This window comes from Tenacibaculum pacificus, assembly GCF_027941775.1.
GTDB lineage: Bacteria > Bacteroidota > Bacteroidia > Flavobacteriales > Flavobacteriaceae > Polaribacter > Polaribacter pacificus_A.
In genome coordinates, this window is sequence record NZ_CP115917.1 from 637,815 (window position 1) to 651,976 (window position 14,162).

Annotated in this window: 15 protein-coding genes; 9 read left to right on the forward strand and 6 right to left on the reverse strand. The window is 28.4% G+C overall.

All coding sequences use genetic code 11. The annotated features are described in order from the left end of the window. Positions 1-66 precede the first annotated feature (66 nt). From PG913_RS02900 to PG913_RS02920, 5 genes are all read left to right on the forward strand, one after another. Positions 67-891 (forward strand): mechanosensitive ion channel family protein, encoded by an 825-nt coding sequence (locus PG913_RS02900; RefSeq protein WP_271231545.1) that lies wholly within the window; start codon positions 67-69, stop codon positions 889-891. A gap of 49 nt (positions 892-940) precedes the next feature. Then, a complete protein-coding gene (locus PG913_RS02905; protein ID WP_271231546.1) occupies positions 941-2,104 on the forward strand; it encodes a sigma-54-dependent transcriptional regulator in 1,164 nt (387 codons plus the stop codon). 144 nt (positions 2,105-2,248) lie between these two features. Beyond that, the gene (locus PG913_RS02910; protein ID WP_271231547.1) at positions 2,249-2,890 is read left to right on the forward strand and encodes a peroxiredoxin; all 642 of its coding nucleotides are present in this window, start codon (positions 2,249-2,251) and stop codon (positions 2,888-2,890) included. An 80-nt stretch (positions 2,891-2,970) separates the two neighbouring features. Beyond that, positions 2,971-3,279, forward strand: coding sequence for a thioredoxin family protein (locus PG913_RS02915; protein ID WP_271231548.1), 309 nt, complete (start codon positions 2,971-2,973; stop codon positions 3,277-3,279). 81 nt (positions 3,280-3,360) lie between these two features. Further along, positions 3,361-3,618, forward strand: a complete 258-nt coding sequence (locus PG913_RS02920) for a DUF6952 family protein (protein ID WP_271231549.1) — start codon at positions 3,361-3,363, stop codon at positions 3,616-3,618. A gap of 51 nt (positions 3,619-3,669) precedes the next feature. On the opposite strand, the gene PG913_RS02925 is transcribed toward PG913_RS02920, so the two are convergent. The 5 genes from PG913_RS02925 to PG913_RS02945 form a co-directional block, all read right to left on the reverse strand. Further along, positions 3,670-3,957, reverse strand: a complete 288-nt coding sequence (locus PG913_RS02925; protein ID WP_271231550.1) for a YciI family protein — start codon at positions 3,955-3,957, stop codon at positions 3,670-3,672. A 27-nt stretch (positions 3,958-3,984) separates the two neighbouring features. Continuing rightward, the gene (locus PG913_RS02930) at positions 3,985-4,656 is read right to left on the reverse strand and encodes an AIM24 family protein (RefSeq protein WP_271231551.1); all 672 of its coding nucleotides are present in this window, start codon (positions 4,654-4,656) and stop codon (positions 3,985-3,987) included. Positions 4,657-4,670: 14 nt separating this feature from the next. Next, positions 4,671-4,832, reverse strand: coding sequence for a hypothetical protein (locus tag PG913_RS02935; protein ID WP_271231552.1), 162 nt, complete (start codon positions 4,830-4,832; stop codon positions 4,671-4,673). Next, positions 4,825-6,276, reverse strand: a complete 1,452-nt coding sequence (locus tag PG913_RS02940; RefSeq protein ID WP_271231553.1) for a sodium:solute symporter — start codon at positions 6,274-6,276, stop codon at positions 4,825-4,827. The genes PG913_RS02935 and PG913_RS02940 overlap by 8 nt, the downstream gene beginning before the upstream one ends. 75 nt (positions 6,277-6,351) lie before the next feature. After that, on the reverse strand, positions 6,352-6,981 hold the full coding sequence (locus tag PG913_RS02945; protein ID WP_271231554.1) for an NAD(P)H-dependent oxidoreductase: 630 nt from the start codon (positions 6,979-6,981) through the stop codon (positions 6,352-6,354). 234 nt (positions 6,982-7,215) lie between these two features. Here PG913_RS02945 and PG913_RS02950 point away from each other — a divergent pair, with 234 nt between their 5' ends. The 4 genes from PG913_RS02950 to PG913_RS02965 all read left to right on the forward strand — a co-directional run bounded on the left by PG913_RS02950 (position 7,216) and on the right by PG913_RS02965 (position 11,547). After that, positions 7,216-8,487, forward strand: coding sequence for a DUF2851 family protein (locus PG913_RS02950; protein WP_271231555.1), 1,272 nt, complete (start codon positions 7,216-7,218; stop codon positions 8,485-8,487). A 27-nt stretch (positions 8,488-8,514) separates the two neighbouring features. Further along, positions 8,515-9,192: an NUDIX hydrolase gene (locus tag PG913_RS02955; RefSeq protein WP_271231556.1), complete on the forward strand. Its 678-nt coding sequence runs from the start codon at positions 8,515-8,517 to the stop codon at positions 9,190-9,192. Between the two features lie 112 nt (positions 9,193-9,304). Then, positions 9,305-10,777: a nicotinate phosphoribosyltransferase gene (locus PG913_RS02960; protein ID WP_271231557.1), complete on the forward strand. Its 1,473-nt coding sequence runs from the start codon at positions 9,305-9,307 to the stop codon at positions 10,775-10,777. Between the two features lie 11 nt (positions 10,778-10,788). After that, positions 10,789-11,547 (forward strand): phosphoribosyltransferase family protein, encoded by a 759-nt coding sequence (locus PG913_RS02965; RefSeq protein WP_271231558.1) that lies wholly within the window; start codon positions 10,789-10,791, stop codon positions 11,545-11,547. Between the two features lie 86 nt (positions 11,548-11,633). Here the strand turns inward: PG913_RS02965 and PG913_RS02970 are convergent, their stop codons facing one another. Then, positions 11,634-14,087 (reverse strand): alpha-ketoacid dehydrogenase subunit alpha/beta, encoded by a 2,454-nt coding sequence (locus tag PG913_RS02970; protein WP_271231559.1) that lies wholly within the window; start codon positions 14,085-14,087, stop codon positions 11,634-11,636. Positions 14,088-14,162 lie beyond the last annotated feature (75 nt).

Here is a 14,162-nt window from a genome sequence, read left to right on the forward strand (position 1 = left end):
GTTATTTTAAAAATATAACTGCTTTTTTTATGTTTAAAATGAACAAATTATTATAATTTTATTGGTATGAAAGAACTTAATAAAATATTGAATTATACGCTTCAATTTAACAAAGAAATAGGAATTAGTATTAAAGCTATTTTAATGCTATTAATTATTTTAATGCTAGCTTCCTTCTTATTAAAATACTTTGAGAAATTTGTTAAAAAAAGACTTCAAAATGAAGATGAAAATAAATTCAATACCGTTTTCTCTTTTGCTAGTTGGTTGTTATATATTATTATCTTTTTAACTACTTTAAATTCATTAGGAGTAAACGTAACCGCTATTTTTGCAGCTTCGGCAGCATTATTAATTGGTGTTGGTTTGGCGTTGCAAACTTTTTTTCAAGATATAATCTCAGGTATTTTTATTATTGTAGATCAAAGTGTGCATGTTGGTGATATTATTGAATTAGACGGAAAAGTAGGTAGAGTTGAAGAAATAAAATTAAGAACAACTCGTGCAGTAACTATTGACAATAAAGTATTGGTGATTCCTAACCATAAATATTTAACAAATAGTTTATACAATTGGACACAAAACGGTACTACAACTCGTGAATCTGTTTTAGTAGGGGTTGCCTACGGAAGCGATGTTCAGTTGGTAAAAGAATTATTATTAAAAGCAGCAAACGAACATCCGAAGGTATATCAACATCCTGCTCCTTTAGTGATTTTTGAAAACTTTGGTGATAGTGCTTTAGAGTTTAAGTTGATATTCACTTTAAATGATAGCTTTCAGGCACAAATTCCTAAAAGTGATTTGAGGTTTACAATTGATGAGTTATTTAGAACTCATCAAATATCAATTCCTTTTCCACAAAGAGATATACATATTATAAATAAATAAGTTTGATGGCGTGATTATTGTATTAATAATAACGCATAAAATTAAATATATGAGCAAAATATTAATAATAGAAGATGAAGCGGCAATCCGTAGAGTTTTAAAAAAAATTATTTCAGAAGAAAATGATACTTATCAAGTTGAAGAGGCTGAAGATGGATTAGTAGGAATTGAAATGATTAAAAATAAAGATTATGATTTAGTTTTGTGTGATATTAAAATGCCAAAAATGGATGGTGTTGAAGTATTAGAAAAAGCTAAAAAAATAAAACCTGAAACACCAATGGTAATGATTTCTGGTCACGGAGATTTAGATACCGCAGTAAATACAATGCGTTTAGGTGCTTTTGATTATATATCTAAGCCACCAGATTTAAACAGATTGTTGAATACTGTTCGTAATGCTTTGGATAAAAAAGAGTTAATTGTAGAAAACAAGCGCTTAAAGAAGAAAGTAAGCAAAGGTTATCAAATGATTGGTGAGAGTGATGCGATTACTCATATTAAAGAAATTATAGAAAAAGTAGCAGCTACGGATGCACGTGTTTTAATTACTGGACCTAACGGAACAGGAAAAGAATTAGTCGCACATTGGTTACACGAAAAATCAGATAGAGTAAAAGCAGCAATGATTGAAGTAAATTGTGCTGCTATTCCATCAGAATTAATAGAAAGTGAATTATTTGGTCATGTAAAAGGTTCTTTTACTGGAGCAAATAAAGATAGAGCAGGAAAGTTTGAAGCCGCAAACGGTGGAACTATTTTTTTAGATGAAATAGGTGACATGAGTTTATCGGCACAAGCTAAAGTATTAAGAGCTTTACAAGAAAATAAAATACAACGTGTTGGTTCGGATAAAGATATAAAAGTAAATGTGCGTATTGTTGCTGCAACAAATAAAGACTTGAAAAAAGAGATTTCAGAAGGTCGTTTTCGTGAGGATTTATATCATCGTTTAGCAGTGATTTTAATTAAAGTTCCTTCATTAAATGATAGAAGAACTGATATTCCTTTATTGGTAGATTTTTTTACTTCAAAAATTTCTGAAGAACAAGGAACTCCTAAAAAAGCATTTTCTAAAGAAGCTATTAAATTACTTCAAGAATATGATTGGACAGGTAACATTCGTGAATTACGAAATGTAGTAGAACGTTTAATTATTTTAGGAGAAAAAGAGGTTTCTGAAAAAGATGTAATATTATTTGCTAGTAAATAGGTAAAACTAATAACTTAATTAGTTTGCTATAAGAAAAGCTGATGTTTGTATAAAAAATTAGCATCAACTTTTTTGTTTTCTACTAGTTTTGCTTGGTATATTTGTAATAATAAAAATGTATAATAATCAATAAAAAATATAAAAATGGCAACAACAGTAGGTAAAAAATTTCCAGGTTTAAGCGTAGACGCAATGAACGAAATGGGAGATACTTTTAAAGTAAATGTTTTAGAAGAAGCTGTAAAAAACAAGAAAAAAGTATTATTATTTTGGTACCCAAAAGATTTTACTTTTGTATGTCCTACAGAATTACATGCTTTTCAAGCAGCTTTAGGTGAGTTTGAAAAAAGAAACACTATTGTAATTGGTGCTTCTTGTGATACTCCTGAAGTTCACTTTGCTTGGTTAAACCAATCTAAAGATAACGGAGGAATTGAAGGTGTAACTTATCCTTTATTAGCAGATAGCAACCGTAACTTATCATCAATTTTAGGTATTTTAGATATTACTGATGAGGTTTTTGATGAAGCAACTCAAACTGTGCAAGTAGTTGGAGATAATGTAACATACAGAGCTACTTATTTAATTGATGAAGAAGGAACTGTATTTCATGAAGGTGTTAACCACGTACCAGTTGGTCGTAACGTAAACGAATTTTTACGTTTAATTGATGCATATTCTCATGTTCAAACAAACGGAGAAGTATGTCCTGCAAACTGGGAAGAAGGTAAAGACGCTATGAAACCAAATGCAAAAGGAACTGCTGAATATTTAGCATCTCACTAATATTATATTTTGAAAGGAGCTAGTTCGTGTAATCATTGGGGGATGAAATACACGAACTCCTTTTTTAAAACATTAAAACTATGGTACAAGAATTAAGTCAAGATAATTTAGCAGATTTAGTAGCAGGTAACAAAAAAGTAGCTGTACAATTTTCAGCAACTTGGTGTGGTAACTGTCGTATTATGAAACCAAAATTTAAGAAGTTAGCTTCTGAAAATGAAGAAATGGTTTTTTTAATTGTTGATGCAGAGAAATTTCCAGAAAGTAGACAATTAGCAGACGTTAGTAACTTACCTACTTTTGCTACTTTTGTAGATGGTAAATTTGTAAATCAAGTACAAACAAATAAATTCGATTCTTTAAAAGAATTAATTAACGAGGTTGTATAATTTTAGTTAACTCGATCGGAATCGAGAAATTATATAAATAAGGTCTCGACTCCGATCGACCTAATAAAAAAACATTGTATTATGAAATTACCAGTTATAAAACACTTAACTTCTTTTATTGAAGAAAACGATCAGGATTATGTACTTGAAACGATTGAAACATTAGAAGCCTTAACGGAAGTTCCATCTTTAAAAGATGAAGAATTAGATGTTATTGGTGAGTTAATATCAAATATGTACGGAGCTATTGAAGTTGATAAAATGATAAAAGAAGGTACACCTAAAAAAGAAGCGTTAAATAATTTTATGAAACGTGTTTTAGGTTCTATTGATAAATAGTTTTTTAAAATATAAAAAAATCCCGAGTTTTATAACTCGGGATTTTTTTTGTTATTTTAATAAAAATTTTAGTTCATTACAGGTTTTAGTAGGAGTAAATACCGTCAATTCATAATTAGCTAAATCATGTATTTTAAAAGGGTCTTTTTCAATGATTTCTTGTAATACCGATTTATTAGTAATTTGACATAGTATTATACCACCAGTTCTGGGATTTTTTCCTCCTGAAAGAAGGAAGTTTCCTAATTTATATTGTTCATTTAGAAATTGAATATGCTCGTTTAAAAATTGGTCAATTTTATTTAATTCTGTTTTGTAAGTCAGGTTTATAAGGAACATTTTTTAATGTTTTTTGTTAATGAATTTCTATTTCATAAAATTAAATATTCCATCTAGTATTCCGCCACTACTTGTGTGTTCTCCTTTTTTTCTTGTTTGAATCCAAACTTTACCATTTCCTTTTATTGCAAATAATAACCCTTCACCAGTTGTTATAAATTCTTTAAGATTTCTTGAAATAGTTTTAATTTTTAACGTGTCTTCAAAAGCAATTAAGGCATTTTCATCAATAAAAATAGGTTTTTCAGAATTAATTTTTTGTTCAATAATTTTTCCATAACCTTTTAGAAATAATGTTCCACTTCCTACAGTTTTTAACTTTAAACCATCATTTAATGTAGTTTTCCAATCTTTTTTTTCAAGAGTAAATTCTACACCTATAGTTCTTGCAAAATGTAAATTAGGTTCAATTAAAATAGGATTATCTTCTAAAATATCAATACTGAAAATTTCGGCGTTATCTTTTGTTGATAGTGCTAATTTTAGGTTTTCTTTTGCTGTATAAATATTATATGTTAAACTTTTTCCGCCGAATATTTTAGCTATCCAGTTTTTGTAATTTCTAGCTTCAATTTTATTGTTAACAGTATACTCTCCATCGCAGTAAATTAAATTCCCTTTTTCTGTGATTAGTTTTTCATCTTTTTCAAATTCAATTCCTAAATAAGAACTTGGGTAATCAGATATTTTAAATTTCATAGTCACAATGTTTTTTATTCTTCGGCTTCTTTCTGCTCATTCATTTTTCTAACCAATGCTTTTAAACGCTCTTTATTTTGAAGCTTTTGAAGTTTAACTTTGTTTTCTTTTTGCTTCATTAAGCGAGTGTGTTTCGCTTTATTTACGGTGTTTTTTGCTTTTCCTTTTTTAGGCATTTTGATTCTTTTTTGATGTTTTTATCATTAATAATCCGAAGAAAGTAAGTAATCCATTTAAAACTAACACGAAAAATCCAAAATCAAAATTGAATAATGTCTTACTAAAATAGCTTATTAAAAATGTGAAAATAGGAGATACAATACAAATTATAGGAACTAATTTATCTTTTATATTCAGTTTTGTAAATAATCCGAAGGCATATAATCCTAATAAAGGACCATAAGTATAACCCGCAAATTGAAATATTTTAGCAATTACACTAGCATCTGCAATAAAATATTTGAAAACTAAAATTGTTGCGATTAATATAAATGAAAATAAAATGTGTATTTTCTTACGGATTTTCTCTTTTTCTTGTTCATCTGTTTTTTTATCGATTTCTAAAATATCAATACTAAAAGATGTTGTTAATGATGTTAAAGCACTATCGGCACTTGAATATGCTGCGGCAATTAATCCTAATAAAAAGAATAAAGAAGTTATCAAACCTAAATTGCCACTCATGGCAATCATCGGAAATAATTGGTCTTTATGTGCATCTAATCCGTTAATATTGGCATAATCTGTAAGTAAAACACCCAAAGCTAAAAAGAAAAAATTAACGATTACTAAAACAATCGTAAACCAAAACATATTTTTTTGAGCATCTTTTAAATTACGACACGTTAAGTTTTTCTGCATCATATCTTGATCTAAACCTGTCATAACAATTGCTATAAATGCTCCAGATAAAAACCGATTCCAAAAATAATTCCCTGCTTTTATATCATCAAAAAAGAACATTTTAGCTGATTTACTTTCAGATATATACGTAAATAAACTGTCAATTTGTAGGCTGTTTTTTATCATAATAATACAAACACCAACGGCAATTAACATGAATAAAGTTTGTAGCGTATCTGTCCACACGATGGTTTTTATACCACCTTTAAAAGTGTATAACCAAATCAATAAAATGGTAATCGTTACAGTTACCCAAAACGGAATTTCGTAAGCATCAAACAAAATTAATTGTAAAACATTGGCTACTAAAAATAAGCGAAAAGCCGCACCAATAGTTCTTGATAATAAGAAAAAAGAAGCACCAGTTTTATAGGAATAACTTCCAAAACGGTCTTCTAAATAAGTATATATTGATGTTAAATTTAAGCGATAATAAAGCGGAAGCAAAACTAAACCGATAACTGCGTAACCAACCACGTAGCCAAAAACCATTTGCATATAACTCATTTGTTGCCCTTCAACCCAGCCAGGAACTGAAATAAAAGTAACGCCAGAAAGTGAAGCGCCAATCATACCAAAGGCTACTAAATACCAAGGCGAAGAATTATCTGCTTTAAAAAAAGTGTTGTTATTTGCCGATTTACCTGTAAGGAAAGAAATCAGAATTAAAACTCCAAAATAACCAAGAATGAGGAGTACAATATGTAGTGGTTGCATATAATTTAATTACGAGTTATGAATTACGAAAGTACTAATTTAGTTTATCGTAATTCATAACTTGTAAGTATTAAATTACATTTCAATAATGATATCTTCTATATTTTTACGAACCTTTTTTAGGTCTTTCATATAATCATCTTCAGCTCTAAAACCAACAGGTAATACTAATACCGATGTTAAATTATGTTTGTCTAAACCTAAAATTTCATCATATTTTTGAGGAATAAAACCTTCCATTGGGCAAGAATCTATTTTTTCATTTGCCGCAACAGTCATTAAATTTCCTAAAGCAATATAAGCTTGGTTTTTATTCCAAACAGCTAATTCTTCTTGAGTTTTACTAGTTACAGAATCTGTAAGCATTTTTTTAAACGGCGCTAAAATTTCATCAGGCGTATTTCTTGTTTCTTTTACTAATGAAAAATAAGTATCAATATTTTTGATATCATATTCTTTAGGAATGCATAAAACTAATACATGAGATGCTTGTGCAACTTGTGGTTGATTCCAAGAATGTTGAACTAATTGTTGCTGAATTTCTTTATTTTGAAGAACCACCATTTTAACAGGTTGTAACCCGTAAGAAGAAGCTGTTAAATTAAAGGCTTCTTTTAAAATAGTTATTTGTGTTTCAGAAAGTGATTTATTTTCATCGAATTTTTTAACAGCATAACGCCATTTTAAATTTTCTACAGTATTCATGTTATATGTTTTAGTTTCCAAACAAAAATACAACTGCTTTTAATAAAAATTAGGTTTTGGTTATTAATAAAATTGATGACTTAATTTATTTAATCTATTTAATTTATAAAATATTGAGAAAAATTTATCTTATAAAATTAATAAATATTGAAAAGTAAAAGCATTGATAAAAAGTGATTTAGCTATATTTTTTATATATTAATACACTGAAAAAAGAAAAGTTAATTTACAGTTATGAAAGAAGAATTTTTACATTTTTTGTGGAAATATAAATTGTTTAGCACAACTAATTTAAAATCGATAGCTAATGAAACTATCAAAATAATTAAATCAGGATTACATAACCAAAATACAGGTCCTGATTTTTTAACAGCTCATCTAAATATAAACAATCAATTATGGATTGGAAATGTTGAAATTCATATAAATTCATCCGATTGGTATTTACATAAACATGAAGAAGATAAAAATTATGAAGCCATTATTTTACACGTAGTTTGGCAACATGATACTGTTATTTTTATGAAGAATAATCAGCCTTTACCAACGCTTCAATTAAAAGATTTTATTGATGTAACTCTTTTAGAAAACTATCAAAAATTATTTTCTAAAAAATCGAGTTGGATTTTATGTGAAAATCAAATTAATTCTGTTGATACTATTTTGATTAATAATTGGCTAGAAAAATTATATTTACAGCGTTTAGAACGTAAATCAGTTTTTATTAAAGAATTATTATCAAATTCAAATAATAATTATGAAACTGTATTATTTCAATTATTAGCTAAAAACTTCGGATTAAAAATAAATGGAGATTCTTTTTTAAGATTATCACAATCATTTGATTTTTCTGTATTACGAAAAACTAGATTTAACGAATTACAATTATCAGCATTATTATTTGGTCAGGCTGGTTTTTTTGAAGAAGAAATAGAAAATGAGTATTTTATTCAATTAAAAAATGAGTATGATTTTATTAGTCACAAACATAATTTAACACCTATTTCTAATAATTTATTTCAATTTTTTAGAATGCGACCTACAAATTTTCCAACGATTCGAATCGCTCAATTAGTTGCTTTATTTCATAAACATCAAAATTTATTTTCTCAACTTATAGAAACCAAAAAAATAGCAGATTTTTACAAGTTGTTTTCGGTTGAAGTAAATTATTTTTGGAAAACACATTACACTTTTGAAACTGAATCTAAAAAATCATCAAAAAAAATAACAAAATCATTTATTGATTTATTACTGATAAATACAATTATTCCTTTAAAATATGTTTATGAAAAAAATAGAGGAGAGGTAAATGAAGCAGATTTTTTTGAATTGATACAACAACTTAAATCAGAAAAAAATACGATTATTTCAAAATTTTTAGATTTGAAAATAAAATCAGAAAATGCTCTTAAAAGTCAAGCTTTATTAGAACTTAAAAATAATTATTGTACTGAAAAATGTTGTTTACAATGCGATATAGGTAAGAATTTATTACATAAATAATGTATTTTTGCGTATAAATAACACATAATGACACAACAAGAAATAATGCTTTCCGTAGATGCCGTAGTTTTTGGATACGAAGCGGGAAATATTTCCATATTATTGATAAAAAGAAAGTACAAACCTTTTAAAGGGAAATGGGCAATTCCAGGTGGTTTTGTGCTAGAAAATGAATCATTAGAAGATGCTGTTGAAAGAGAATTATTAGAAGAAACAGGTGTTAAAATTAATTATTTAGAGCAGTTATATACTTTTGGTCAGCCAGAAAGAGACCCTAGAAAAAGAGTTGTAACAGTTGCTTATTTCGGACTTGTAAAACCAAATTATTTTAAACTGAAAGCCAGTACTGATGCAGAGGAAGCACAATGGTTTTTTATTGATGAATTGCCTGAATTATCTTTTGATCATCAAGATATTTTAGATAAAGCAATAAATCGTTTACAAGCAAAAATAACCTATGAACCTATTGGTTTTGAATTATTAGAAAGTAAATTTCCTTTTTCAGATTTAGAAAAACTTTATTCAACACTTTTAGGAAGAGCTGTTGATAGACGTAATTTTCGAAAAAAAATAATGCATTTAAATGTTTTAGATGAATTAGATGAAAAAACATCAAAAGGTTCAGGAAGACCAGCAAAACTGTTCCAGTTTAATGAAAAACGATTTTTTCAATTAAAAAAAGAAGGAATTATTTTCGATATTTAAACAGTTAAAAATATAGTTAGTGTTTTTTTTACGCAAATTATTTGTGAGTTATAATAATATGAAATATATTTGTGTTATAATTACGCAAATAAAATAATAAATAACCAAGGCTATGAACGGATTATTATTAACAGACGGTTACAAAACAGGACATCACCAACAATATCCAAAAGGAACAGAAGAAGTATATTCTAATTGGACACCAAGAAGTAATAAATATGCGCCAAAAGGATGTGAAAAAGTAGTTTCGTTTGGACAACAATATGTAATTACTTGGTTACACGATTATTTTGAAACAAACTTTTTTAGTAAGCCAAAAGATGCAATTTGTCAAGAAATAAAAGAAGAGCTTTCTTTATATTTAGGAACAGATTATGATGTTTCTCATTATGAAAAATTGCATGATTTACAGTATTTACCAATCAAAGTAAAATCAATAAAAGAAGGCGTAGAAATACCTGTAAGAGTACCAATGTTAACAGTTGTAAATACGGTAAAAGAATTTTATTGGGTAACTAATTTTTTAGAAACCATTCTTTCAACAATGTTATGGCAACCTATGACTTCTGCTTCAATTGCATTACGATATAAAAGGATTTTTAAAAAATGGGCAACTTTAACAGATAAAGAAAATACTGGATTTATCGATTTTCAAGGACACGATTTTTCAATGAGAGGAATGGGAGGTTTACAAAGTGCCGTGTTATCAGGAATGGGACACGCAAGTGTTTTTTTAGGTTCGGATACTTTGCCAGTAATTAGTAGTTTGAGAAAATATTATAAAGCAACAGGTTTTGTTATCGGTTCGGTAAATGCAACGGAACATTCGGTGATGTGTGCAGGAACAAAAGATGATGAAATCGGGACTTTTAGAGAATTAATGAAAACATATCCTACAGGAATTTTATCCGTAGTAAGTGATACTTGGGATTTATGGAAAGTACTAACAATGTATTTACCAATTTTAAAATCGGAAATTTTAAGTAGAGAAGGAAAATTAGTAATTCGACCAGATAGCGGAGATCCTGTTGCTATTATTTGTGGTGAAAATACCGCATTAAACGGAAGTACTCCACAAGAAAAAGGTGTGGTAGAATTATTATGGGATGTTTTTGGTGGAACAATAAATGAACAAGGTTTTAAAGTATTAGATACTCATATTGGCGCTATTTATGGCGATAGTATAACTACTGAAAGAGCTGAAGAAATCTGTGAGAAATTACACGATAAAGGTTTTGCAAGTACCAATGTTGTTTTAGGAATCGGTTCATTTACGTATCAATATAACACCCGTGATACTTTTGGTTTTGCAATGAAAGCAACTTCGGTTGTTGTTAATGGCGAAAGAAGAGAAATATTTAAAGACCCAATTACTGATGATGGAATTAAAAAATCAGCAAAAGGTTTAGTTAAAGTTGTTATAGAAAATGACGAATATCGTTTAATTGATCAAGTTTCAGAAGCTGAAGAAAAAGAAGGTGAGTTAAAAGAAATTTATAAAGATGGAAAATTTTATAATACTACAACCTTAAATGAAATTAGAGAACGCATCAATAAAAATATAAATAGCAGTGTTTTAGTTTAAAAAAATAAGTTATGAAATACGAAATAAAGAAATTTAATGACGGACAGGTAACAGCTAAAATCCTTGAAAAAGAAAATTTACATGTTAAAATAAGAGGAAATAGTTATGAAGATTTATTTCGTATTGCTACAATAAAAGAAGCTTGGGATGCCGAAAATATTTTAAATAAAACTGCTACAGCTATTTTAACTATTTATTGTTTGATAGGACAACGTTCTGATAGACGTTTTAATGAAAAAGAATCTTTTGATTTAAAAGTAATTGCTAATTTTATAAATTCAATGTGTTTTGATAAAGTTGAAATCTTACATCCGCATAGCTCAATAAGTTTAGCTTTAATTAATAATTCAATAGAAATAAAAAGTTATGAGTTTGTGAAAAAAGCATATCATACTATTGGAAATCCAATATTGATAAGCCCTGATGCAGGAGCATATAAAACAACACATGAAATAGCAGAAAAATTAAAAGCAGATTTAATTCCATCAAATAAAGTACGAATAGCAGGAGTACCAAAAATAACAATTCAAGGAGATGTTAAAAATAAAGAATGTTTAATTGTTGATGATTTAGCCGATGGCGGAAGAACTTTTAATTTTTTAGCCAAAGAATTGAAAAATCAAGGTGCTACTAAAGTATTTTTATACGTAACACACGGACAGTTTAATTATGGTTTTGATGAACTAAAAGAAAATATCAATCATATTTATTGTACGAATAGTTATAAAGATATTTCTGATGATTTTGTAACTCAATTTAAAGTGATTTAAATAATTTTAGAAGATAAAAAAACTCACTAATTTTAAATTAATGAGGTTTTATTTTTATCAAAAAAAGCTTTTATAAATATTGAAATTTAGTATAAACTCTTATATTTATTAGGATTAGCTTCGCTCATAATAGCATATATTTTTTCGAAAATATCTTCAGCAGATGGTTTTGAAAAATAATCTCCATCAGTACCATAAGCTGGTCTGTGAGCTTTTGCAGTTAAAGTTTGTGGTTTGCTATCTAAATATTTGTATCCGTTTTGGTTTTCTATAATTTCTTGTAATAAATAAGCAGAAGCTCCTCCAGGAACATCTTCATCAATTACCAATAAACGATTTGTTTTAGCGATAGATTTTACGGTATCATGATTTAAATCAAAAGGTAATAAACTCTGTGCATCAATAATTTCAATATCAATACCAACTTGAGTTAATTCTTTGGCAACTTCACTTACAATTCGTAAAGTAGAACCGTAAGAAATTACCGTAATATCTGTTCCTTCTTTGATAGTTTCAACAACACCAATCGGAGTTTTAAATTCGCCTAAATTGGTTGGTAATTCTTCTTTTAAACGATATCCATTTAAGCATTCTATTACTAAAGCTGGATCATCTCCTTCTAATAAAGTATTATAAAAACCAGCAGCTTTGGTCATATTTCTAGGAACTAATACATGAATTCCACGAACATTATTTATAATTCCACCCATTGGCGAACCTGAATGCCAAATACCTTCTAAACGATGTCCTCGAGTTCTGACAATTAACGGCGCTTTTTGCTTTCCAAAAGTACGGTAACGAAGAGTTGCCAAATCGTCACTCATTATTTGCAAGGCATATAATAAATAATCTAAATATTGAATTTCAGCAATTGGGCGCAAACCACGCATTGCCATTCCAATACCTTGCCCTAAAATAGTAGCTTCACGAATTCCTGTGTCTGAGACTCTTAATTCGCCATATTTTTCTTGTAAACCTTCTAAACCTTGATTTACATCACCAATATAACCAGCGTCTTCACCAAAAATTAAAGCTTCAGGATATTTATTAAAAATGGCATCAAAATTATCACGCATAATAACACGTGCATCTACTAAGTTTTTTTTAGGAGTATATTTAGGTGCTTCTGAAACTATTTTTTGAGGAGAAAATGTTGTTTCACTGACTAAATGTGTTGAGAAATTTACAGCTGCATTATCAATAATATCTTTAATAAACTTTTGAAGCGTTTTCTTTTCTATAAAATCTTCATCTTTTAAATAACGTAAACTTTTACGAGTAGCAATTAAAATATCTTTTCTAATAGGTTCAGTAACGCTTGCTAAATCATTTCTATATTTGGTGATAAATGAGCCATTATTACTTTTTTTAGCGATTACATCTAATAAAGTAACAGCGATAGTAACTTCGGCTTTTATTTCATTTGTATAAACAGTCCAAGCATCTCTTTTTGCTTGACTTACTTGTTTTTTTGCTTGTTTTTCAATATCAAGTAATTCTTCTTCGGAATCAATAAGTTTTAAAATATTTCCATTTTCATCTTGTAATTCAAACTCTAAAACCCACTTTCTCATTTGAGTTATGCAATCAAAATCTTCTTCCCATTGTAAACGTTCGGTAGATTTATAACGTTCATGTGATCCTGATGTTGAGTGTCCTTGTGGTTGTGTTAATTCTTTTACGTGTATTAATACAGGTATATGTTGTTCTCTTGCAATTTTACCTGCCTTATTATAAACATCCATTAATTGAACATAATCCCAACCATTAACTACGAAAATTTCATAACCTTTAGTATCATTTTCTTTTTGAAATCCTTTTAAAATTTCAGAAATACTTTCTTTTGTTGTTTGATGTTTTGCGTGTACCGAAATACCGTATTCATCATCCCAAACACTCATCACCATTGGTACTTGTAAAACACCAGCAGCATTTATTGTTTCAAAAAATAAGCCTTCGGAAGTACTTGCATTTCCGATAGTACCCCAAGAAACTTCGTTTCCTTTATCAGAAAAATTAGTGAAATTTTCTAAAGATTTTACGTTTCTATAAATTTTAGAAGCCTGTGCTAAACCTAATAAACGAGGCATCTGTCCTGCAGTAGGAGAAATATCTGAAGATGAATTTTTTTGAGTAGTTAAGTTTTTCCATTTACCATCTTCATCTAACGAATGTGTTGCAAAATGACCTCCCATTTGTCGACCAGCTGACATCGGTTCAATTTCAATATTATTGTGCCCATATAACCCTGCAAAAAATTGTTGAGGACTTAATTCATCAATAGCCATCATAAATGTTTGATCTCGATAATATCCTGATCTAAAATCTCCATTTTTAAAGGCTTTTGCCATAGCTAATTGTGGAACTTCTTTACCATCACCAAAAATTCCGAATTTAGCTTTACCAGTTAAAACTTCTCTACGTCCTAATAAACTACACTCTCTACTTAAGCGAGCAATTCGGTAATCATTTAAAACATCATTTTTAAAATCTTCAAAAGAAATTTGTTCAGTATTAGCTATTTCAGTTTTTTGCATCATAATTGTCTGGTTTTTGGTCTGGTTACAAAGATAGCTTTTTTAGTTGAAGTTTAAAAATATTAGCTTTAATTGAAT